A 23,672-nucleotide genomic window follows, 5' to 3' on the forward strand; every position below is an offset into this window, starting at 1 on the left:
CATAAAGGGTGCGACTTAAAGAAGTGGCCCGTAAAAATGCGAAATCACAAATTTCAATCCACGCACCCATAAAGGGTGCGACTGAGCAGTAATCCATTGCGATCCGCCCACGAAAGATTTCAATCCACGCACCCATAAAGGGTGCGACCCGCCATGCCATTTACAACGGCCATAGCCTAAGTGTATTTCAATCCACGCACCCATAAAGGGTGCGACAATTATCCGGGAAGCGTCGTAATCCCTGGATGGTTATTTCAATCCACGCACCCATAAAGGGTGCGACCGGCAAGGATGCATGGCGTGATTAGTTCTTCCGGATTTCAATCCACGCACCCATAAAGGGTGCGACTCAACGCTTTGATGATAAGTTAAGCGAGATATCGATTTCAATCCACGCACCCATAAAGGGTGCGACATGGAAAACTTATCAATCTATGAGCGATACCGTATTTCAATCCACGCACCCATAAAGGGTGCGACTGCCATGACTGCCATGAGAGGCGGCACGGGTATCGATTTCAATCCACGCACCCATAAAGGGTGCGACTAGGATTGTATGAGGAGATAAGCTTATGATAATAATTTCAATCCACGCACCCATAAAGGGTGCGACGTGCCATGACTGCCATGAGAGGCGGCACGGGTATCGATTTCAATCCACGCACCCATAAAGGGTGCGACAGCTTGTCGCGGATATGATGCGTCATACTACGGTCAATTTCAATCCACGCACCCATAAAGGGTGCGACTTGCACTTCTCCGATTCCTAAATCCGACGAAAATCATTTCAATCCACGCACCCATAAAGGGTGCGACTATCGTGCTCGTCTTTATATGCTTGATATAATTTATTTCAATCCACGCACCCATAAAGGGTGCGACGGAAAACAGAATCGCAGACAGCGGTGATTGAACTTATTTCAATCCACGCACCCATAAAGGGTGCGACGAAATAATTGGTGTACACGAAATTGTGCAGTCTATTTCAATCCACGCACCCATAAAGGGTGCGACGCCTTTATCCATCTCAGCCTTGACCGCCGTCCGATTTCAATCCACGCACCCATAAAGGGTGCGACCAGCCTACCGCCTATGATGTGGATAAGGTTGTAATTTCAATCCACGCACCCATAAAGGGTGCGACCTACATTTACATTCAGTACAAAAGCTTCCAGATCGATTTCAATCCACGCACCCATAAAGGGTGCGACACCTTTATCGGTTAATTCAATTATTTCAATTCCAATTTCAATCCACGCACCCATAAAGGGTGCGACTTAGAAAAATTGGAGGGAATGATTATGATGGTTAATTTCAATCCACGCACCCATAAAGGGTGCGACTCTGCTCAAAGTGTTGGGGAGAAGAAAAACGGAATATTTCAATCCACGCACCCATAAAGGGTGCGACACCACTTTTGAAGAAAATCCAATTATGGTATCTATTTCAATCCACGCACCCATAAAGGGTGCGACATAAAGCCGGATATCATTTACATTGACATCCCTATTTCAATCCACGCACCCATAAAGGGTGCGACGATAAAGCCGGATATCATTTACATTGACATCCCTATTTCAATCCACGCACCCATAAAGGGTGCGACGGATGCTTATACTTAATTTCCTGCCTCTGGATATATTTCAATCCACGCACCCATAAAGGGTGCGACAAGCTTTGTCCCCTGGTTTCTCCATTTATCTCGATTTCAATCCACGCACCCATAAAGGGTGCGACTTAAGTCCTTAACCCATCGCGGTGACTTCACCGATTTCAATCCACGCACCCATAAAGGGTGCGACCTTCCCACAGTTCTCCGAGTTCTTCGCCGTATCCATTATTTCAATCCACGCACCCATAAAGGGTGCGACTGCTCTGACATTATCTAAATTCTCCGTGCCATACAATTTCAATCCACGCACCCATAAAGGGTGCGACAATCATCATGACGGATTTTTCTCCGTGCCCATAAGATTTCAATCCACGCACCCATAAAGGGTGCGACTAACTTTCTTTTGTATGAACTCTTTGTAGGCAATAATTTCAATCCACGCACCCATAAAGGGTGCGACCTCCCACGGGCGTAAGCCATCTGCTCCACCTTTTATTTCAATCCACGCACCCATAAAGGGTGCGACCCTCCTGCCGTATATTCCTCTCTGTCATTTCCAATTTCAATCCACGCACCCATAAAGGGTGCGACAACTTAATTAATGACAGGAATCGATTGAGCGCAATTTCAATCCACGCACCCATAAAGGGTGCGACCACATGGAGAGATGTAAAGGTTGTCAGATAATTAAAATTTCAATCCACGCACCCATAAAGGGTGCGACCCACATGCGCACCTGTCAAACAGGCCGGGATGTCGATTTCAATCCACGCACCCATAAAGGGTGCGACCGAGTGAAGGATGTGGAGTAACGGCAGACCACTGCATTTCAATCCACGCACCCATAAAGGGTGCGACTTATTATATCACACTTGTTTGCGTTCGTAAACAAGATTTCAATCCACGCACCCATAAAGGGTGCGACTCGCCTTTTTCATAGACAAAGTAAATTTCATAAAATCCATTTCAATCCACGCACCCATAAAGGGTGCGACATTATATCACACTTGTTTGCGTTCGTAAACAAGATTTCAATCCACGCACCCATAAAGGGTGCGACACAGAGATCCGGCGGACTACCTTGCATAAAAAAAAATTTCAATCCACGCACCCATAAAGGGTGCGACTGATACGTTTTTAAGGATAAATTACGCAGGAGAATTTCAATCCACGCACCCATAAAGGGTGCGACGATTTCAACATCCCATTCAGTGTCGCATCTACCGCAGATTTCAATCCACGCACCCATAAAGGGTGCGACTATTTTCGTTATATCGAAAACACCATACATTTACGAATTTCAATCCACGCACCCATAAAGGGTGCGACGGCATAAGCGCTTTCCATCAAATCTTTTTCAGTTATTTCAATCCACGCACCCATAAAGGGTGCGACAATAAAAGGGCACTCTTTCGAGTGCCTAATTTATATTTCAATCCACGCACCCATAAAGGGTGCGACCGTTAAGTCCTTAACCCATCGCGGTGACTTCACCGATTTCAATCCACGCACCCATAAAGGGTGCGACACATGCGCACCTGTCAAACAGGCCGGGATGTCGATTTCAATCCACGCACCCATAAAGGGTGCGACGTTGTAAATGATTATCCGTTTCCCGTCTTGCATATCATTTCAATCCACGCACCCATAAAGGGTGCGACAGCTATATATTGTGCTATACATAGCAGCATATCACAAGAACTAGATTTTTATCTTCTCTTCCATTCTTGTAACATTAAAAAACAGAGTTCATTTTCCCCTTTTTGAGTGCGAAAGTCCCTGGTTTTACATGTGAGCTTAGGGTTCGCACTTGTCATATAATCATGGCCTCATCAACTTTATATGTCTCCTTGGCGCCGATATGCTGAACTTTCTTTTCATAATTATCACCTAATCTGTAGAATCGAAGACTATCTGTCTCCTTATCTATCACATCCAGCAATTGTTTTTTTACCCTTAATAATTCAGCCTCCGTTAGCTTACATTCAAATACAGAATTCTGTACCCTTTGACCATGATTTACACATATCTTCGCCACTTTCCGTAATCTGCTCTGCCCCTTGAGTGAAGTTACGTTAATGTCATAAGTTATTAATATATACATCGTTTCCTCTACTTCCAGAAAAATGGTGGGTATTGGTCTATATCGCCTCTAAGATATCTGGCCAGCAGCAATGCCTGTGAATAAGGAACCAATCCCCAAGACATTTTCTCACTTAAATATGGATGAGTTAATTCTTCCTGCTTATTCTTCTGCCATTCACTGATAAAACTTCTTCGTGCGGAATCCTTAATGTATACAGAATTATTGTCATTAATCTCAAAGTCATCTGCATGAAGCTGCTTTCGATTAATGAGAGAAAGAACAAATCGGTCTGCTATCGGAGCTCTTAATTCTTCTATTAAGTCATTTGCCAGCGACGCTCTTCCGGGCCGGTCTTGATGCATGAATCCAACATAAGGATCCAGTCCAACTGTCTCCAATGCTGCAGCAATATCATTCGCCAACAGCGTATAAGCAAAGGATAACAAACTATTTACCCGATCTTCCGGAGGCCTCTTGCTTCTGTTATGAAAATAAAATTCCTCCTTTTGATTCAAAATCATATGATCAAAAACACCGAAATAGATCATTTGTGCCATGCCTTCAAAACCACGCAATTGATCCAAATTCTCGCTTGCTTCTATTTCATGCATATAATTACTCAGCCTTTCAGAAGCACTTTCCATCTCTCCCACCGGCACTCTGAGCGGATATTGCCTGATATAACGTTCTAACTGCCATTTTTCATTATACACCTTTCCGAGAATAAAATTACGGGCAATATTAAGGCTCTCTTCTTGATTATCAGCAACACGGTATTGCTTTTTACGCAGTAACACATTCCCTCTTGTTTCACCAATTACTCTTGCACGAAACCGTCCTGTTGGAGTCAAAAAGCATATGGATATATTCTTTTCCATACATTTTTCCATTAAGGCAGGGCTCATACCTATATTGGAAAAGCAAACAATCCCTTCCAGATTATGAAGCGGGTATCTGGCAAGAATAACATCTTCTTCCTTTACAGTAACGTTTTCTCCATTTAAGCCAATATATACCTCAGGTTTTGTAATGAACAGTACATTCAACAGTTGCCTCATTCTGATATCCTCCCCAGGATATATTGTTTGACATTCTTATTGCTATTGAGCTCCGGCAGACAAAGATCCTTTAGAGAGCAGGTTTTACACTTTTTACCCGTTCTAACTTTAGGTGTATAGCCGCGATCCATGTATGAATGCATCTCTTCCACCATTTCTTTAAGCTGTTGCCGGAGCACATCTGTAAAATGTACCTCTTCTCTCCTCCTCGTTTCAAAATAGAAAAGATATCCCATTTCGATTCGCATCGCCAGCATTTCTTCCAAACAATAAGCTTCGGCCAGCAGTTGAAGCTTATCCGAATTATCCTCCTTTGGTTTTCCCCGCTTATATTCGATTGGAGTAACAGAGTAGTATCCGTTATATTGCGGTAGAAGGACCCCTCCTTCGGTTTCCTTCAATTCCACAACATCACATTTACCTGTAATCCCCAAGGTTTGTGATTTGACCGGCAAGGCATGAACCGTTATCGTATTTTTTCTCCTCTCATAGAATTCCGGATTATCCGTCCTTTCATGCTTTAACTCCCCATCAACAGTGAAATAATTATCCTCCCACTGCTGTTCAACATGAATCAATGCCCACTGTCTCCTGCAAAACACAAAATGCTGGATTCCGGAAATCATGAGATAATCTTCTTCTTTATAATCCTTCAAGTACCTCTACCTGCAGACCTTTTTCTTCCAACACAGCAAGCTTTTGCTTGTTTAAGCTGATAGAATAGTCTTCATATTTCGCTGGCCTGATGTTCTTATCCTTCACCTCAGTTTCAACCAATTCATGGACTTTAGCGCTGGATGCGACCCCTAACTTTGACGGATGTTTAAACCAATAGAGCTGTTTCACTTCCATACTGCCCTCCGGTCTTGCGGCAGAAGAATCATTTACGAACAATGAGCACAGAGCATCCTTCACTATCTCTGCATCGGCAGCCGTAAAACCTGTTTTTTCTGCAAAATACGCATTGATGCTTCCCTTCACTTTATATACTCCAAACTCTACAAAGTGCTTCGTTCCCATTGTGTCGGAAGATCGTGTAGCGCCTTCCTTTGCTTTCATTCCATTCGTACTCCGGGTAATCTGCATACTCATAACGTCAACCGGACTCAGGCTTTTCGCCAGAGTAATCGAAACAGGTCCCCGAATACCGATGGAACGGCTTTGAAAGGTCATAACCTGACCAAAGCTGCGCACATCAATCCACTTCTCGCAGGATACCTGATACACCTTATCATCCGGATCTATCTTAGGCTGTTTAAATTCCGCTCCAAACCTCTCTTCCAGAGATTTCACGGCGTCATCAATCCTGTCATTTGCCTGCACGAAAATGGAATGTCCCTTATCCTGCATCCGGTTTCTGATTTTACGTTTGATACACACATCACTGATTTCACCATACCCGTCATAATCCGTTCTCGGCATGTTTTCATTCAGCGGATCACCATTGGGGTTCGCCCCATATACAGTGAAGAACATCACGAAATCAATCTTATTTTCCAACGCAGCCATCATTTACTTCCTCCCTCTTCTTGATTCAGATCCTCATTATTTTGTTTACTCTCTTTTTTTGTATAGAAATCCTGTTTCTGAGCATAATAGCCAAACACAAAATCTTCATCCAAAGGCCGGTTCTTTTCCGCCTCATAATTTTCCGATTCTCTGATTTTCTTCGTAACATCTGTTATTATACTGTCATAATACCTAACCGTGCCGTAGCTGATTTTAATCAACTTCTCCCTGTAGGGCTTCACTTTCTCCTCCAGAATCATAAGGGTTCTACCCGGCATCTTGGTATATACGCTCCAAAGCCGTTCTGCATTAGTCGTCCGCCTGTCCTTATTATCAACAGTCCTGCTATTTAAAACATCCTGTTCCATTTTCTCGTAGGTCGCCAGCAGCATACCGTACCAATAGCTTCGATTCTGTTTACTTTCATCCAACATCTCACTCACCTCTTTCTTACCTTGATTATCGATCTGATATTTTTTAAAAATAGAGCAGCCCATGGCCAGTACGTAATTCCAGGTCTTATCATAGGAATTACGTCTGCATAGATTCTCCAGCATCCGATTCTTCAAGTCAAACGGAAATCTACGATGCTCTAAAATACATAGGAGCAGACGTTCCAGGGTCTTTGTCCTCAATTTGGAATTCTTACATTCCACATACCCCTTATCCGTTTCCTGTCCGAATATCGCGTCCGCATAACGGAAAAGAGAAGGTGTTTCCCTAATCAGCTTTTTTGTTGTGTTATTGAAGAATATCCAGCTCGCAGATTGATACCAATTATCTACCCTCTCGAACAACTGAGATTTAGGAAGTTCTCTGAAATACTTGACCGAAATCCGGCCATTAGAGATCTTATCCAAAATCATAACATAGAACTTACCCTCCGGCTCAATCTTGTTTTTCTTTCCTGTTATATAATCATTAACCACAACAGACATACTTCCGCCAAGGGTTTTAGGAGAAGCATATTCCTCTTCCTCCTCCGGGTCCTCATAAGGAGAAACCGGTTCCAACAGATTAACTCGTTCCTCATTGCCAATATCATCGGAGAACCAGTTGACGAGAATACAGCTTTCACCGATCTGCCTCTTGTTTTGTTCATTTTCCATCAGATACTTCAGCATGAGATGTATTTTCTGCGATGCTTCATATCCGATATGGACAATCTCTTCTCCCGCATCGAATCTTCCATAGTAGGTTTCGTTATGGTTGCTGATGGAAACCAGCTTGGCATTACCCAGCAGACCGCGATGCCTGGATGCGCAGTAAGCCATTTCCCCAGATATATCACATCTTTCTTGAGGCTGTCCGGCATTTTTCTGCCGTATATAGCCGATATAATTTTGATGCAGCTCCCGATCTGTACTCACAGAAAGGTTCTCTTCCATCGATTCATCCGTTTCTATACGGAAAGTGACAAAGGTCTTATCCAGGTTAATTGTTTTTTCCGCCTTCTCACCTTTATTAATAATAATCGCATAATCCATGCCTATTTCATAATCCGTACCCGCAAAAAGCGAATCAACACAGTCTCTGAATATGGTTCCCCTGCCTAGATACTCATTTAGTGCCCCCAGCAAACGGTTAGAGTGCCCTGCCTCAGTATAAGAAACCCAGTCTTCCCGGATGCTTTCATATTCCTGATGCTTCTCCGGGTCGAGCTCTTTTGACAGATAGGATAATTCATCACACAGCGGGTGAGGTGCTATTACTTTTCCTGCCCGTATAATGGAACTTTCTGTGATAGGGAAGATGATAATCTGATCCTTGGGCACCCATTCCGCTTTGATAAATTCTCCTCTTTCATTGAGCGTAACTTCTATTATATCATTGGTGCCGGCAGACTTCTTACTTGAATGGTATACCGGAAGTAATACGGTCTGCTGCTGAGACAGGTCTGTCCGATCTACCATATCATTGTCAACCGCATTACAATACGTTCTGTATAGTGCAGTCAAGACACTCATTCTGTCTCCACCTCCTCAGTTAATGAACCGAATTCATCCTCCGCAAATATCATGTTTTTTCTTGTGAAAGGCTTAAAGTTATATTTTCTCAAAGTGTGATGAATCTGGCATTCTTCCGGCCTTGCAAAATCAATTCTTCCATCCTTCATTCTTATGTCGGTAAAACCGGATATTAATTTATCAGGGTCGCCATATACTGTCTCATCCGGATAAAGAAAGGAATGAAACATAATCCCGAAGGAAAGCTTCTTTCCATCATAATAAGTGGGTGCTGCCTGAAATTGATCCTCCCTAATTCTCTCCGCGTATCCAACACATTCTCTGGTACCCAGAAACAGATCTCTTCTTCCGCCTTTTGCTATTGATCTAAGAAGAATCTGTTCATGCTTTGTCTCATTCCTATCCTCCATTAATTCGGAACGGTTTTGATTCCATTCAAAATGAAACTGAACAAGGTACTCCACATCACGAAGGTAGGTATAATAATTTAAATCATTGCCCCCATTTTTCAGCGGTGTCCGAATCCCCTTCGTCTCCGTCTGTATTTTTTTTACCACCTTCACCGAATCAATGTAATAAACCAGGGTAGGCTTCCAATACAGTTGCTCTGTGATACCTTTGAGAGCCTGATAGGTAGGAATCTGATAGGTATATTTCTCCCCTCCCCCTTTCGTTACCGGATCCGTGAAAAGGGCATATTCTCCGTACAGACGATAATAAAAGGGCCTTGACTTAAACTTTTCCTCCATAATAAATCCTCCTTCCTTATACAATTAAATCCGCAAGACGGTCCATAACAACTCCTCTTTTCCCATTATAATACTCTTTTTGCAGAATATATATATTAAAATCCTTATTTTCTGTAATATATGGTTGATTTTTAGGAGAAGTGTATAAATTGATCGTATATCGCTGAAGTTGCTGCAACAATTTCTTAACTTCTACATAATTCGCTTTTTCCATTGCCTGTTCCAGCTTATCCAGCAAATCCTGGTTTTTATAAGCTACAATTACTCCTGTCATCTCCTGGCCAATCAGCTCAAAATTCTCTGCTGCCCGCCGAAACGCCTGAAACAATACCGGATTTTGATTTCCCGGCTTCCCCATGAGATGATATGCGTCCCTGTCCGGTGTATTTCTTCCCAGTTCCTCCAACATACTGCTATTCCTTTTAAGATCTGTATAATGTAATTTGTTTTTATTTTCCACATAGTATTTATTAAAATATGGTTCCTGTAAAGTTCCTATTTCGATTGCATCGTCTTTTGCACCTTCCGCACCTTTCCGCGTGCGGATAGCATATTCTGAAGCATCAGCCGTGACTTTAATATCCGGTAGTTTTAAGAGATTTTCTTCCACGTACCTGATAATATATAACTTACCATGAACATATTTTCCGTCCAGCATCAATTTTCCTTCTCTGTTGCAGCGTCCCGCACATTGAATCAAGCTGTCGATACCTGCCAGTGAACGAAATACTACATCAAAGTCCACATCTACTCCCGCCTCAATTAACTGGGTGCTGACACAGACGACCTTTTTATGGGCACACTCCTCCCTATTCTGCCGCAATTTCACCTTCATATCCGAGATGATATCAAGCCGGTTAGCAGCACACATATTAGTGGTCAGATAAATAATCTCTGTCTCCGGCAAATTATCCTCCAGATAATCACACAATTTAGCAACCGCAGACTTTGTGTTTAATACCACAAGGCAGCTATCAAAAACCTCCAGCTTAGCTGCAATAAGAGAAGATATCTGTTTCGTAGAAATGACTGATCTTGCATCCCGACCTGTAAGATTATAAAAATCGACCCGGCGGAAGCACTCCAGACTATTTTGTTCCTTATTTACGATGGTAGCCTTGTTATCCCCGCTGTCTCCATAGTAAATCCGATACTTCATCGCTGCATTATCCAGGACCGGCTGTGTCGCAGTACAATGCACAATATTACAGCGCATTACCGTTTTCATAAAGTTCATCATAAGATTAAAATTGGAAAGAACCTTTAGTGGAAGACTTTGAACCTCGTCAATAATAACCACTGAGTTAATTAGTTTACAAAACCTTCTGATATTACTTGCCCTTTCCTTAAAAAGGGTATTAAAGAATTGGACCATGGTAGTCAGTATGATCGGGCTTTCCCAGCTATCCTTCAGGTAGGTTTTGTATTCATAATCATCCCTATCTTCTTCCCCTTCCGCTTCTTGCTCAGATTCCTCTGTCATATTGCTGTGATGCTCTAAAACCACTTCGTCGTGCTTAATAACATCCTTGATATCCTCAGCATTCTGTTCAAGAACAGAAAGATATGCTGTTATGTAAAATACCCTATTTCGTTTATATTCCCTGGCATTGGTTAATGCATACCGCAGACCCGCTTTCGTCTTTCCCGCCCCTGTAGGCAATTCCAATTTGAATATGCCGCTGTCACTAATTTCCGCCGCACTTTTTGCAAGATCGGCAAGAATATTTCTAGCTTTGTTAATATCGGAAGCTTCGGAGTTGCTTGCATATTTCTGATATATAGTCTCAATTCGCTGTGAGGCTTCCTCCCATATTTTAATCCTTTCTTCTGACCTCCATAGATGTTGCTTCGGATGATGAAAAGCATTCACTGAATCATAAATATCCGCTTCCTTCAAAATAGAAAGACATAATCTTGTCAGGCAGGCAATATAGTATTCCTTTTCCTCCATCCTACTTTCTTTATCGCTGTTTTTAGCGGCAAGACTTACTATATCAGCATAAACTCGTTTAAATTCTTCATAGGCATCCCGGATTAATTCTGTTAATGATGCCTCTCCCTTCTTCTGTAGCTCAGAATCAAAATGTTGGACAAAGGGGATTACATCTTCCCTATAGTGATAGTCTCCGTCTTCATCATAACGAAATCTCAGATCAGTATTATGCTCCATGCCGGAATTATTTATCTGGTCAAAAATTCCATGGTGGGCAAAAATAATATAGGTCAGTATCTCCTGGAAATACCGGAATGACTTACTGCTCCTCACTTCATTAAATTCTTGATCATAAGAAATCATATCCTCCAAAATTCTTCCTCCTGCAGAAGAATGATTTACCTGTTGTTTTTTTGTTCCGCAAATGTAACCCTGAAACTTTCGGTCACTCTTTCCAACATCATGAATATAACCCGCCAATTCCATAAGGGCTTTCAAACCAATTTCACTTCCAATTTCCCCGGCTCTTTTTCCCGTTTCATACAAATGCTCGTCCAATGGTTGCTCCAGGAAATTTCCGTCGCTACTCGCTTCTCTATGGGCTAACAGCATGTTTCAACCTCTCCTTATAATAATTCAATGATCGTAAAATTTTCAGACGACTTATCAAATAATACTGATATGCAGATATTTCCTTATAACTGATAATTACAATATATCATATTATTTCCCATATTTCTATATTAAATAATAATTTTCCCAATTAATTTCCACATTTGGATTACTAAATAAACAAAAGAGAGTAAAGATAAAATTACCCTTACTCTCTGATCAGATTAAATTTTATTCGTGTATAAAACACCATTTCTCACTGCGTCTTCTGGATGCTTAATATATTTCCTGTGCCTCTTTAAACAGAGCATAAATATTGGCAGGAGGAACATCCTGCATAATTGCTTCATGACTCGGAGATAGAATTAACCCGGTAGGAAAAATCGTACGCAATTCCTTCACCTTATTACGTACCATTTCAGGCGTACCATTCACTAACAAATCCTGTGTATCCACCCCTCCGCAGAAGGAAACCTTACCGCAAAATTTCTCTTTCAAATTCAGCGGCTCCATACCTGCTGCCAAGGCCTGAATCGGATGTATCACATCCACACCGGCTTCAATTAGATCCGGAATCACATCCACAATAGAACCGCAGGAGTGATAAATTACCTTCAAGCCGTAGGAATGCGCCTGTTCCACCAGCTTTTTGCATCCCGGGATCACAAAATCCCGGACACATTGGGGCGAAAGCATAAGGCCTCTCTGACTTCCCATATCATTACCGATTAGCACCGCATCTAATTTCCCCTTCGTTGCTTCAAAGAAAATTTCATTTGCCTTCAAATAAAAATCCACAATTTTTTCGTCCACCGCTTCATAAACCTCGGGATTAGCCAGCATATTCATGAGCGCCGTTTCCATTCCGAAGGCTGCGCAGGTATCCTGAAAATGGGCAGACCAGCACATGGCCAGACGCACCTTATCCTCAGGAGCCATATTAATTCTTCTCCTGCACTCTTCCACATCAATATATTGAGCAGGGTCAGGCCATTCAAAAAAGTCCAGATCCTCTATTTCTTCCGCATCTTTAAAACACCCATCCGCCGTAAGAGTTCGTTCCTCACTGTCCACATTGCCGTCCATATACCAGTCAAAGGCGGCATAGATGGCATTCGCAGTCGGCGATTGATAAGGTACTTCAATCGCATAAAAATCATCGCCAACCGCAAGCTTTAGTTCATGAATATCCCTTACTCCATAATAATCAAACAAAGCCGGCTGTGCCTTTATATCCGGCATTCCAAGCCAGGCCGCCGGGCGGTCCACTGTTTCACGGTTAACGGTTGCAAAAAAACGCTCTCTGCTGTTCATAATCCTCCTCCTTGCTTATGACGGGGTCGCTGCAAAATAGATTACCCTGCAACAGCCCCAATCCATAAATACCATCTATATTACTTAACATACAACTAATTATACAGAATAATTTAGTACAACTCAACAAATGCTTTACACAGGATCTAAACGTTTAACCAAATAACATTGACTTTTATTCATCAATATGACAAACTACATTTAACGAAAAGGAGTCAAAAAAATGGTTACATTAAAAGAAGTCGCCCGCAGGGCAGGGGTATCCGTTGCCACTGTCTCTTACTGCATCAATGGTAAAAAAAACATATCGCCCGAGACACAGCTAAAAATAAGAGAAGCCATTGCCGAGCTTAATTACATCCCAAACTTCTCTGCACGCAGCCTGAAGAATAGATCTTCCGATGAAATCGGTGTCGTTTTGCCTAACCTGGATGATTCCACAAACTCAGAAATACTAAAAGGAATCATTGCCCAGGCCGGCAAAGCAAATTATTCCGTCAATGTGGCCTGCAGCTATAACAATCCACGCAATGAGCAGGAAATCATCCACAAATTTATCGGCAAAAACTATGCCGGCATCATACTGATGACCTGTCAATCCCATGATTCCGCCTTTTTCAAGAACACATTATTTAAAAATGATATCAGTAATGTATTCATCATGCGGCTCCCTCAGAAAATCTCCGGGAATTTCTTAGGCTTTGATAATTACAATACTGTCCGTTATTTAACAGAAAGCCTGCTTCAAAAGGGTTATGAGGATATTGCCATTGTCACCGGACCGGAAGACTTTTTTTCTGAAAGCGAATGTATCAACGGCCTTATGGAAGCCCATGATAAATACGGGAAAGCATATCACAGTGAAAATATTCTCTGTACGGATATGTCTAAGGAGGGAGCCTTTAAAGTCACCATGCTCTACCTGTCCTCTTTTCTTCCCCAGGCGATTATCACTTCCTCCCAAACAATTATGGATGGAGTGATTGAAGCATGTGATGTCCACAATATCAAACCAAAGGATAATATTTGCTTAATTACCCTGTCAGAAGAGCGCTGGAACCAATCCGGCTATAACCAGAATGTACTTCACACTGCCGCCACTGCCTATACCTTGGGAGAGGACAGCTTTCGAGTCCTCATGGAGGAAAACATCCCGCCCCAGCTCTATGACAGAAAATTCAAGTTATACAAGGATAATGTGTTAAATGCTCCTTTTTCCGTTCCGAAACCCGAATTCAAGCCGGCGGCATATGCAGAGAATCCAAAGACAATACATATTGCCAGCACGGATTTACCGACCATTCGGGCCATTCAGGCAGTAAGCCGTCAATTTCTTGCAGCCTACAATATAAAGCTGGAGATAGATTTCTACCCCCTTCGGGAACTTTTTTCGTTGATTGAAGAAGATACACAGCTGGACGCCCCGAACTATGATATCTATTTGTCCGATGTCTCCTGGATGGCATATTTTACGCAAAAGAATGTATTCATGGATATCACAGAGGTTTTAAACCATATCCCCGAATTGGCTGCCTCCGTGTTTCCTAAGAATTTAAATAATGCAAAAATAGGGGATCGCAGCTACGGGTTTCCTGTAATAGGCGGAACCCAGTTTCTCTTCTATCGCAAGGATTTATTTGAGGATCCTCAATTACAGCGCCAGTACAAGGCAACGCACAGCATTTCCTTAAGACCCCCCAGAACCTGGACGGAGTTTAACCGTATTTCACGTTTTTTTACTCGGGAATATAATCCCGCTTCCCCAACAAAATATGGCACCTCCATTTCCTCCAACTTACCGGAGGATTTCATGCTGGAGCTGCTGATTCGACTATGGAGCCATGACGGAGGACTTTTTAACAGCCGAAATCAAATGGAACTGAATACTCCCCAGAATGTAAATGCCTTTATTAATATGGTGGAGACTGTAAACTATACGCCGCCAATGATAAATTCCAGCGAAACAACCTTTGAGCAGATTGGCAGCGGACAAATTGCCATGGCCATTACCTTTACGGAATATGCCTCCAAAATTCAAAATAGCCTGCACCCTGAATTCCTATCAAAAATCGGATACAGCAGGCTGCCGGGCAATACTCCTGCCAATGTGGGATGGCATTTCTGTGTTTCAAAGCAGACGCAAAAGCTCCCTGCGGTGAAGCAGTTATTTCAATGGCTCTGTCAAAGACAGAACAGTTATTATCAAACCATCCTCTGCGGACAATCCACGCTGATTCATCCCCATACTCATCATGAGCTGCTGCTGTTATATCCATGGCTGGAGCTGACAGCCGAGGGATTGGCCCACTGCCGAAACCGGGTATATCCGGTTCAGGGAAAGAATGGCTTAATCGTCCCTGCCGACTTTGAAGCGAATCTGCGAATTGCTTTTCATAAGATGTGCAGCGGAGAATTAACCATTCCCAAGGCATTAGAAAAATGCCAGACAGATATTATCAATCAATTTTTTATCTGAAATACGGATCGGCTTACAGTAAGGCTGTTGTAATTTATTCTCTTTATTGCTATACTATACTAAATTGTTAGATTAACTCGAGAAAACACATAAGGAGGAACTATGGACTACAGAACCTATTTACGAAATTATCCCGACGCAAACGGTAAATTCGGAACCTATGGAGGAGCCTATCTTCCGGATGAGCTCATTCCGGCATTTGAGGAAATCTCGGAGGCATATCAGACCATCTGCCACTCTTCTCAGTTTATTAATGAGCTTCGGAGAATTCGGAAAGAATTCCAGGGACGCCCCACCCCGGTATATCATTGTGAACGGTTATCCGCACAGGTTGGCGGAGCTCAAATATACCTGAAACGGGAAGATTTAAATCATACCGGAGCCCATAAGCTTAACCATTGCATGGGAGAAGGTCTTCTGGCAAAATTCATGGGCAAGAAAAAGCTTATCGCAGAAACCGGTGCCGGCCAGCATGGAGTTGCACTGGCAACAGCGGCAGCTTTCTTTGGTTTGCAATGTGAAATCCATATGGGAGAGGTTGATATCGCTAAGCAGGCTCCCAATGTTACTCGTATGAAAATTCTTGGGGCAGAGGTAGTTCCGGTATCCCATGGCTTAAAAACCCTCAAGGAAGCGGTGGATTCTGCCTTTGAATCTTACTCTAAAAACTATAAAGATTCTATCTACTGCATTGGATCTGCTCTCGGTCCGCATCCTTTTCCCTTAATGGTACGAGATTTCCAATCGGTGATTGGTTACGAAGCCAAGGATCAATTTAAGGAAATGACCGGACTTTTACCGGATGTGGTCTGCGCCTGTGTCGGAGGAGGAAGCAATGCCGCCGGAATGTTTATTCCATTCCTGGAAGAGCCGGTAGATATTATCGGGGTAGAACCCTTGGGCAGAGGCTCTGATCTGGGAGATCACGCGGCATCCATGACATATGGAGAGAGCGGAATTATGCACGGGTTTGAAAGCATTATGTTAAAGGACGAAAAAGGTGAGCCTGCTCCGGTATATTCCATTGCCAGCGGTCTTGACTACCCTTCCGTCGGACCGGAGCATGCGTTCTTACGTGATCTGGGCCGCATTGAATACCAAACGGCAACGGATCAAGAGGCTGTGGATGCTTTCTTCCTTCTGTCAAGGCTGGAAGGTATCATTCCTGCATTGGAAAGCTCCCATGCTGTTGCCTATGCCATGAGAAAAGCAAAGGAAATGAAGCAGGGATCGATTCTGGTTAACTTAAGCGGACGCGGGGATAAAGATATCGATTATATAGTAGAACATTATGGTTATGCTGAATAATTTTACAAAGTCAAACCATTTCATTCGGTGAACATAATGAGTACCACCTCCCAAGTGAGAAACGAGTATGAATAATCTCACTTGGGAGGTGGTTTTTGATATGACTATTGAGCTGGTGCCGGAAGTTGTTAGAAGCAATAAGAACTCTGTCATTGCCTCATAAGAATATCCTTATAACTGCGATCAGTATTTCGCATAACGATATAGCCGGGTAAAGGTGGGGTGCCAGATAATTTTCCGGCCCCTACCTTCTTCCAATAATTCAACACAGCCGCCAGTATGCATTTGTGTAAAAGCTTTCATCAATAAGCAGAGAAACAACTGGATTGAAGTACATCTTCAGAGGTATCAAGGAGTAACGGACCATTTTTGATTCGAGCTGCCACTTTTACTCCACTGTCCGACCACGGAACCATTTGTGGTATATCCCAATCCATCCAAATATAATCCCGTTCCTCTGTTTTTGAACATTACATAGTTACCGGATACCTCCTGAGTCCACTGCTGATTCACACTATTGGTATTACCCCACTGCCCGGCAGTCGCTCCATTCGAAGAATTCCCAAGACCGTCCAGATAGAGTCCGGTTGCAGCGTTCTTAATTCTTACATAAGTACTGCCGGTGCCCTCGATTACCCATTGCTGCTTCGTATTATTGGCACTGTTTATTTGCAAGGTATCGGCTCCATTACTAGTAGCTCCGTTACCATCCAGATACATATTCGTAGCTGCATTTTTAATCTTTATATTTGCATCACCCCAGGCATATTTGAGGCGATCAAGACCACTAGTGTTGGTCACACTTAATGTAATACTCGAACCACTTCCGCTTTTTGTGGTTAGCCGATAAGAATCTCCATCCCGCAGTCCGGGCCAGTAACAGCTTCCCACGCCCATAGCCCGCAACTGATTACTTAGCCCGCGAATATAACATACTTCATTATCTGTGCTGGGCTGATTATAATTCTTACCTGTAGTCATGGCTGCACCCCATTCGGTTACCACAACACGACTTGCATAGCTGCCGATGATGTTTGCTATATCCTGCTGCCAAGCTCCCTCGGAGCTAAGTGTCTTCCAGAATGCATAATCGTGAACTCCCAGCAGACAACTGCTCAGATTGGAGTCCGCACCTACAGTTGATAAATTCTCGGCATAACCGGAACCGTCTAATATGATCCTTCCTTTAGGAACGCTTGCATAGTTTGACACCCAGGTACGATATACGGTGCACAAGTCAGAAGCCGAATAACCATAAGGCTCATTGATCGGCTCAAAATAACAATTGCTATTACTACCGTATTTATTTACTACTGTATTCCACATATTCCAATAGTTCGTCATATTCGACGGTTTTCCGTTCGCAGCCGCCCAATAGCATAATATCACTTTCCCTTTACTTAATGCCGTATCAATCGCGCCTGTATAGGTACCCCAATAGCTGGAAACCGTTGCTTCATTAATCGGCATCCGTACCGTATTGGAACCTAGCAATGACATGAACTGACCGATAACCCGATCAGCAACCGTCGCGGCTGAGGCATAAGTATCCGTAGAACTAAGACCTGACAAATACAGCACCCCTGTATTAAAATTATCATTCGGATCAGCCCAGTTTACACCCTTAATTGAATTTGTGGCAGCAGATACCGTAGTCGCCTCCATGCTGAACAAATCTGCTTGTCCAAAGTTAACAATGCTCACGATTAGTAATATCGTTAAGCATAATTTAAAAATCCTTCTCTTTTCCTTTAACATAGAATATCCTCCAAAAATATATTATATTAAGATACTCGTCTACAAGCTATGATAATAAATCCAGCCTTTGCTCCTCGGATTGTAAAAGAAGGTCTTTACTAAAAACACTAATAAAGTTCGTCTGTATTATTTAATATTCTATCGTATTCCACTGCTTCTGAGCCGTTGCCTATATACCTGGATAATTATACGGTTTAAGCTTAGCTGAGGTAAAGTGACACCCTCCTTTCTAATTTCAGACCCCTCATCTAAAAAATATAAGCAGGTTTGAAATCGGTTTCATACATTCATTATACATGTTTTGAAATATTTGTCAATTGTATTTATAATGTTTTCTTCCATTCTTATACATCTATCTCCCCTTGAAAGGAAGAGATATAATCACATTATCAAAAATGGGAAAACCCTGTAAATCAAGGTTTTCCCATCCAAATTTAGTCTGGAGCCGTGGAGCGTTGAACCCTCTCATCATAGCAGAGCAAAGGATGCCCACAGAACATTGAAATCTATATTAAGTTAATAAATTTAATTCCGCTTGAAGTGCATTAATTTCTGTTTCCTTTGATGTAATTAAGTCAGTATATTGATTAACTAACGACTGATAATAATCAATATTATTCTGTGCAACTCGAATGGCGTCCGGATCCGCTTCATAAACGAAACCCTGGTCTTCACGATAGATAAGTATCGTTTTATTGTTTCTTGCACGTTCAAGGTCATATTGTGCTTTCTGCAATTTTGACTGATACTGTGCCAATAAGGATTTATAGCCGTTTAAAGTCACCTGTGCAGACGATATCTGACTATTCAAAGATGCAATTTTTGCAGAATTATCAGGTACTGCTGTAGGCGTGGGAACTTTTACAGGATTATCAGGTGTTTCTGTAGGGGTAGGAAGCTTTGCGGAATTATCAGGTACTGTTGTAGGCATAGGTGTTGGCGTATTCCTTGTATCTTGAATCTGTGGAGTAGGTGTTGGTGTTGGCGATGCTGTTACTGTCGGTGATAAATTCCCGCCCACTGTAACCTTAATTTTGTACTCTCCCTGGTATAAATTTGATGTAAATATAAGATAAGTTTCCCCTTCTTTAAACGGGGAAATAATTACTTCATACGCATCCTCTTTCCACTTTGCAATTAAGATTATGTTAGATTGTTCACATGTAAAGACTTCTCCCACAACATCACCTGGAATTCTTAGTATGACTGTCTTTATGTCTGTCAGACTCAAATTAATCTCTTTATAATTGCTGCTAATTCGTTTTGAAAAATCATTGTTTACGCTTATTTCCCACTTAGCAGAAATGCCGCTTCCATCTGTTGCAGTTGCATAAATATACGCCGTTCCTTCTGCAACCGCTAAGCATACTCCCGCTTCATCAACTTTAACAATCTTTTCATTACTTGATTTCCATTCTAGAGTATCGTCAGCAGTTGATGGATATACTGTGGCATTAAATGCAAACCGGGAATTCACTGGAACCAATAGTGAACTGCTGGTTGTAATAATATCTGTTACCAAGGTAATCGGCTTTTTAACTACTATAGTACATTTATACGATTTGTTATTTACTTTGGCTGTAATAGTTACCTTCCCGGCTTTTTTCCCTGTTACTATCCCCTTTTTACTTACAGTTGCAATACTCTTATCACTGGACTTCCATGTAATACTTTTTGTTGTACCGGTAATTTTTAATGCGACTGTTTCTCCCACATATATAGTGGCTTTCGATTTGTTTATTTTAACCGTCGCGGCCTGAGCCACTTTGGCTGCTTGAAAACAAGTCGAATTACCAGGTAATATCCATAGAAATATCAGAATAAATGCCATTAACGCAGTTATTCTTTTAAAGCGCTCAATAAGGCTTTTCATAATTTGTTATCTCCTTTTCCATGTAATAGAGTACTACCATGGTGTATTACCATAATTATACATCATCTTGCAAAATACTGCAATACAAAAAAAGCACCCGACTACGGCCAAATGTCTTTTAAAGGAGGAGTAAACGAAGCTCACCTCTTTACACTTTAATTATTCGGTAGACTATCGGCCTGCAAAAATGTTACTGATTACATCCTGAATATACTGGTAATTTTTTGTGGCTTCCTCTTTAATTATTTGTTATAATGGTAAATGATGTAATCAGCAATATTATTTTAGGAGGTGTCTTTTTTATGCCCTAAATTGAGGAGATATCATAATGGCAAAAGCAAAAATTACCATCGGCAGCCAGAGGACTCTGCTACAGCCACATCGACCAATCCAGGAATACAAAAATCAAATTAATTACATTAACCGGACACGCTATCGATATGCAGTTTAAAAGACTGCTAGAGAAAAACAATGAGGAGGCGCCGAATGAATTCAAGGCATACATGCAACACGAAATGCAACACAAAAAAATAAAAAACCTTGATTTCTCAAGGTTTTAAGTATGGAGCTGAGGGGAGTTGAACCCCTGTCCGAAAGCCCATTCATTGCAGTTTCTCCCATTACAGTCTATCTTTTATGCGAACCCGAAGTCCGCTGTTCCCTCCGCCAATCGCCGACAGACAGGCTATTGGTTTCGGTAGCTTCATGGATCTTCTATCTTCTCAAAGCTTTGAAAATAGAGGGCCTCGCTAATTTGATGCCGGGTTCCTGAGCTGCGAGTTGCTTAGGGCCGACAAGCTGCTTATGCAGCAGCTAATTCGTAATTATCGTTTGCGTTTAATTTTAATTCTAAGTTGATGACGCAGTCCTAGTCTGCGAATGGCTTCCGCAATTTCAAAACCCCCGTCGAAACCAGTACAACCCCGTTAAATAAGATTGTGGTTTTCAAAACGCATTTTTTAACGCATCTATATCATATTACACAAATTCGGTTACGTCAAGTAATACCGGCTGTTTTTACAAAATTTTAATGGATTTTTAAATGGAAATCTTACCACTACTTTTTCAAAATTCCTTTTTAAACCACTTTAATCTTAATCTTTGCTGTCAGGCCGTTCTCTGTCATTGCTGTAACGGTTACTGTTCCACGCTTTTTAGCGGTCAGTTTTCCTGTTTTGCTTTGAATCGTCGCAATGGATTTATCGGATACCTTCCAGGTGATGGTTTCCTTGGTTCCGTACTTCTTTGCACTAATATTGACGCTTCCGCCGATAGCAAGCTCCTTTTCCAACGCTGTTAGCTTAAGATACGGCTCCTTTACGGTAATCGTAACATCGCACGGATATATTATCCCATCCTGTGATATCTGGATAGAAATAACCGCAGTTCCGGCTGCAAGCGGGCGAACGGTTCCGTTTTCATCCACTGACGCCACCTCCGGGTCACTGGAACTGTAGACTGCCATGGCATTATCTTTTAACTGACTTATTTTAATTATGTAATCCTGATAGCCTGTATACAGGGTTTTCTTGTTTTCTGTTTCCTTTGGTATAAGCGCCAGTGCCGAGGAAGATAGCTGACTTAGATACCACAGCTCCTCCATTGCACCGGTATATTCCCGAACCACTACCTCGTGCTGTGCTTCCTCTGAACCGGAAGAAAGAACCGACGCAATCACCATATCCCCATGGTCAGACGGAGATATCGTATATAAACCATTCCCACGATCTACAAAGAAGTAGCTCTGTGATTGCTGTTCCGAGGATATCCCTTGCCCTTCCCCTGCCGCCAGAAAACTCCCATCGGAGACAAACTGCAGGGAATACCTGTCCCCGCCCAGATTCACAATGCTGAGCTTTTGTTCATCGCTCTCCTTATACTCAACCAGCGAAAGTCTTCCATTCGCTCCATCCGCGGAAGCAGTCATCAGCTTCATCGTGGATGCCTGAAATATCTGATAGATACCCTCCGGAATCAGAGCCGGAGCCGCCTCTGCCTGATTATCCGGAATTCCTGTTCCTGAACCAGCCTCCGCACCTTCTTCTGTTCCTTCCAACCCAATATCTTCTGAATTCCCTTCCAACCTTCCGCCGGTTGCTTGTTCAATCCGGTTGCTATAGGTAAAGTAGGAGTATCCGGCATCATTAAGATCAATGGTACAGTCCACCCAAGCTACATACTGCCCATTGAGTGTTGTGCTGTAATTCTGCTGTATCAGTGTCACCGTATCTCCGGAAATATCCTTCACAATGGCCCAATGTGTCTTTTTATTATCCCGCACAATATCCCCCACTACGGGCTGTTTCGTCAGGGAAAAGCTTCCCTTATTGTCATAAACCAGGGGTGTACTTTTGGTATCAAACAGATTGTATACACCAATTCCATAGACCTCCAGATAGAACTTCTTCACAAACGCAGCACAGCCATAAACCGGATCCCCGCCCGAAGTCTTATGGTCATGGTAAATTGCTTCCACTGTGACACCATTATAGGTAATGGTCTCCAATACCTGCCCCTCCTGGGTTAAGGTAACTAACGGCCCATTCTTCTGCACTGCAGACGCGATTGTACTCGCCCACGGTCCAATCACAGTAAGAATCAGTACGAAGGTAATTACAGTTTCAAGTCTGCTTCGTCTTATAGATCTATTCCGTCCCGCAGATCCGCTCTGTCTCGCAAATCCACTCTGTCGCCCAAATCCACTCTGTCTCATAGATTCATGCTGTCTCACAGACTTACTCTGTCCCACAGACTCACTCTGCCCCACAGACTCACTCTGCCTCACAGACTCATTCTGTCTCACAGATTTACTTCGTCTCATAGATTCATTCAGTCTCATAGAATTTGCCGCCTCCTTCGTACTTATAACCTTTTATCTTTTCGCATCCTTCTCGCCTAGGTCACCCTACCTATCGGGCGTATCGCAGTCACAGCAGGAATCAATACAGATTCTTCACCTTGAACTCCTTCTCTGCCTCCCTGCGCTGATCCTTCTTCGCAATGTCCTCCCGTTTATCATAGAGCTTCTTACCGCGTGCCAGTCCAACCTCCACCTTAACCAGGCTTCCTTTAAAATAAATCTGCAGCGGCACCAGGGTATATCCCTTCTGAACCGCCTTGCCCGCAATTTTATTAATCTCATATTTGTGCATCAACAGCTTACGCACTCTCAAAGGATCCTTATTAAAGATATTCCCCTTTTCATAAGGGCTGATATGCATATTGTAGATATACACCTCCCCCTTCTCGATTCGGAGAAAGGACTCCTTCAGGCTGCACTTGCCCATACGCAATGACTTCACTTCCGTTCCGTGCAAAGCGATCCCGGCCTCAAATTTATCCTCAATAAAATAATCAAAATACGCCTTCTTATTATTGGCGATCAGCTTAATATTCTCCCCCACTTATTCCTCA

14 protein-coding genes, 1 other RNA gene and 1 CRISPR repeat array (1 of these 16 only partly in view) are annotated in these 23,672 nt (G+C 42.5%); of the genes, 2 read left to right on the forward strand and 13 right to left on the reverse strand.

The window, feature by feature from the left end; genetic code table 11:
- Positions 1–3,273: a CRISPR direct-repeat array (repeat unit 32 nt; unit sequence ATTTCAATCCACGCACCCATAAAGGGTGCGAC); it begins 1,014 nt to the left of the window's first position.
- Positions 3,274–3,425: 152 nt separating this feature from the next.
- The 8 genes from cas2 to HNQ56_RS08890 all read right to left on the reverse strand — a co-directional run bounded on the left by cas2 (position 3,426) and on the right by HNQ56_RS08890 (position 12,843).
- Positions 3,426–3,716, reverse strand: coding sequence for a CRISPR-associated endonuclease Cas2 (gene cas2 / locus HNQ56_RS08855; protein WP_429144749.1), 291 nt, complete (start codon positions 3,714–3,716; stop codon positions 3,426–3,428).
- A gap of 8 nt (positions 3,717–3,724) precedes the next feature.
- Complete coding sequence (cas1c, locus tag HNQ56_RS08860) at positions 3,725–4,756, reverse strand: type I-C CRISPR-associated endonuclease Cas1c (RefSeq protein ID WP_429144750.1); 1,032 nt, start codon at positions 4,754–4,756, stop codon at positions 3,725–3,727.
- Positions 4,753–5,382 carry a CRISPR-associated protein Cas4 gene (gene cas4, locus HNQ56_RS08865; RefSeq protein ID WP_429144997.1) on the reverse strand — a complete coding sequence of 210 codons (630 nt, stop codon included), beginning with the start codon at positions 5,380–5,382 and terminating at the stop codon, positions 4,753–4,755. The genes cas1c and cas4 overlap by 4 nt, the downstream gene beginning before the upstream one ends.
- Before the next feature lie 16 nt (positions 5,383–5,398).
- The gene (cas7c, locus tag HNQ56_RS08870) at positions 5,399–6,268 is read right to left on the reverse strand and encodes a type I-C CRISPR-associated protein Cas7/Csd2 (protein WP_429144751.1); all 870 of its coding nucleotides are present in this window, start codon (positions 6,266–6,268) and stop codon (positions 5,399–5,401) included.
- On the reverse strand, positions 6,265–8,232 hold the full coding sequence (cas8c, locus tag HNQ56_RS08875; RefSeq protein WP_429144752.1) for a type I-C CRISPR-associated protein Cas8c/Csd1: 1,968 nt from the start codon (positions 8,230–8,232) through the stop codon (positions 6,265–6,267). Before cas8c ends, cas7c begins: the two co-directional genes overlap by 4 nt.
- Positions 8,229–8,981, reverse strand: a complete 753-nt coding sequence (gene cas5c, locus HNQ56_RS08880) for a type I-C CRISPR-associated protein Cas5c (protein WP_429144753.1) — start codon at positions 8,979–8,981, stop codon at positions 8,229–8,231. Before cas5c ends, cas8c begins: the two co-directional genes overlap by 4 nt.
- A gap of 16 nt (positions 8,982–8,997) precedes the next feature.
- Positions 8,998–11,529 carry a CRISPR-associated helicase Cas3' gene (gene cas3 / locus HNQ56_RS08885; protein WP_429144754.1) on the reverse strand — a complete coding sequence of 844 codons (2,532 nt, stop codon included), beginning with the start codon at positions 11,527–11,529 and terminating at the stop codon, positions 8,998–9,000.
- Positions 11,530–11,805: 276 nt separating this feature from the next.
- Positions 11,806–12,843: a uroporphyrinogen decarboxylase family protein gene (locus HNQ56_RS08890; protein WP_429144756.1), complete on the reverse strand. Its 1,038-nt coding sequence runs from the start codon at positions 12,841–12,843 to the stop codon at positions 11,806–11,808.
- A gap of 223 nt (positions 12,844–13,066) precedes the next feature.
- Here HNQ56_RS08890 and HNQ56_RS08895 point away from each other — a divergent pair, with 223 nt between their 5' ends.
- Positions 13,067–15,319, forward strand: a complete 2,253-nt coding sequence (locus tag HNQ56_RS08895; protein WP_429144758.1) for an extracellular solute-binding protein — start codon at positions 13,067–13,069, stop codon at positions 15,317–15,319.
- 102 nt (positions 15,320–15,421) lie between these two features.
- Positions 15,422–16,627 carry a tryptophan synthase subunit beta gene (gene trpB, locus HNQ56_RS08900; protein WP_429144760.1) on the forward strand — a complete coding sequence of 402 codons (1,206 nt, stop codon included), beginning with the start codon at positions 15,422–15,424 and terminating at the stop codon, positions 16,625–16,627.
- Positions 16,628–16,975: 348 nt separating this feature from the next.
- Here trpB and HNQ56_RS08905 read toward each other — a convergent pair whose 3' ends face one another.
- From HNQ56_RS08905 to smpB, 5 genes are all read right to left on the reverse strand, one after another.
- Entirely contained in the window at positions 16,976–18,385 is a 1,410-nt protein-coding gene (locus HNQ56_RS08905) for an RICIN domain-containing protein (protein ID WP_429144762.1), read from the reverse strand.
- Positions 18,386–18,896: 511 nt separating this feature from the next.
- Positions 18,897–20,258 carry an Ig-like domain-containing protein gene (locus HNQ56_RS08910; RefSeq protein ID WP_429144764.1) on the reverse strand — a complete coding sequence of 454 codons (1,362 nt, stop codon included), beginning with the start codon at positions 20,256–20,258 and terminating at the stop codon, positions 18,897–18,899.
- 560 nt (positions 20,259–20,818) lie between these two features.
- Positions 20,819–21,183: a transfer-messenger RNA gene (ssrA, locus tag HNQ56_RS08915) on the reverse strand.
- A gap of 153 nt (positions 21,184–21,336) precedes the next feature.
- The gene (locus tag HNQ56_RS08920; protein ID WP_429144765.1) at positions 21,337–23,079 is read right to left on the reverse strand and encodes an Ig-like domain-containing protein; all 1,743 of its coding nucleotides are present in this window, start codon (positions 23,077–23,079) and stop codon (positions 21,337–21,339) included.
- A gap of 118 nt (positions 23,080–23,197) precedes the next feature.
- Positions 23,198–23,662, reverse strand: a complete 465-nt coding sequence (gene smpB / locus HNQ56_RS08925; RefSeq protein WP_429144767.1) for an SsrA-binding protein SmpB — start codon at positions 23,660–23,662, stop codon at positions 23,198–23,200.
- Positions 23,663–23,672 lie beyond the last annotated feature (10 nt).

The sequence above is a fragment of the Anaerotaenia torta genome, from assembly GCF_050433395.1.
GTDB lineage: Bacteria > Bacillota > Clostridia > Lachnospirales > Lachnospiraceae > Mobilitalea > Mobilitalea torta.

Bases quoted from the DNA above. Each gene is read 5' to 3' on its own strand.
- HNQ56_RS08890 (WP_429144756.1), bottom strand. From the start codon at position 12,843: ATGAACAGCAGAGAGCGTTTTTTTGCAACCGTTAACCGTGAAACAGTG.
- HNQ56_RS08920 (WP_429144765.1), bottom strand. From the start codon at position 23,079: ATGAGACGAAGTAAATCTGTGAGACAGAATGAGTCTGTGAGGCAGAGT.
- HNQ56_RS08905 (WP_429144762.1), bottom strand. From the start codon at position 18,385: ATGTTAAAGGAAAAGAGAAGGATTTTTAAATTATGCTTAACGATATTA.
- cas5c (WP_429144753.1), bottom strand. From the start codon at position 8,981: ATGGAGGAAAAGTTTAAGTCAAGGCCCTTTTATTATCGTCTGTACGGA.
- cas8c (WP_429144752.1), bottom strand. From the start codon at position 8,232: ATGAGTGTCTTGACTGCACTATACAGAACGTATTGTAATGCGGTTGAC.
- cas2 (WP_429144749.1), bottom strand. From the start codon at position 3,716: ATGTATATATTAATAACTTATGACATTAACGTAACTTCACTCAAGGGG.
- HNQ56_RS08895 (WP_429144758.1), top strand. From the start codon at position 13,067: ATGGTTACATTAAAAGAAGTCGCCCGCAGGGCAGGGGTATCCGTTGCC.
- cas1c (WP_429144750.1), bottom strand. From the start codon at position 4,756: ATGAGGCAACTGTTGAATGTACTGTTCATTACAAAACCTGAGGTATAT.
- cas7c (WP_429144751.1), bottom strand. From the start codon at position 6,268: ATGATGGCTGCGTTGGAAAATAAGATTGATTTCGTGATGTTCTTCACT.
- HNQ56_RS08910 (WP_429144764.1), bottom strand. From the start codon at position 20,258: ATGAAAAGCCTTATTGAGCGCTTTAAAAGAATAACTGCGTTAATGGCA.
- trpB (WP_429144760.1), top strand. From the start codon at position 15,422: ATGGACTACAGAACCTATTTACGAAATTATCCCGACGCAAACGGTAAA.
- cas3 (WP_429144754.1), bottom strand. From the start codon at position 11,529: ATGCTGTTAGCCCATAGAGAAGCGAGTAGCGACGGAAATTTCCTGGAG.
- cas4 (WP_429144997.1), bottom strand. From the start codon at position 5,382: ATGATTTCCGGAATCCAGCATTTTGTGTTTTGCAGGAGACAGTGGGCA.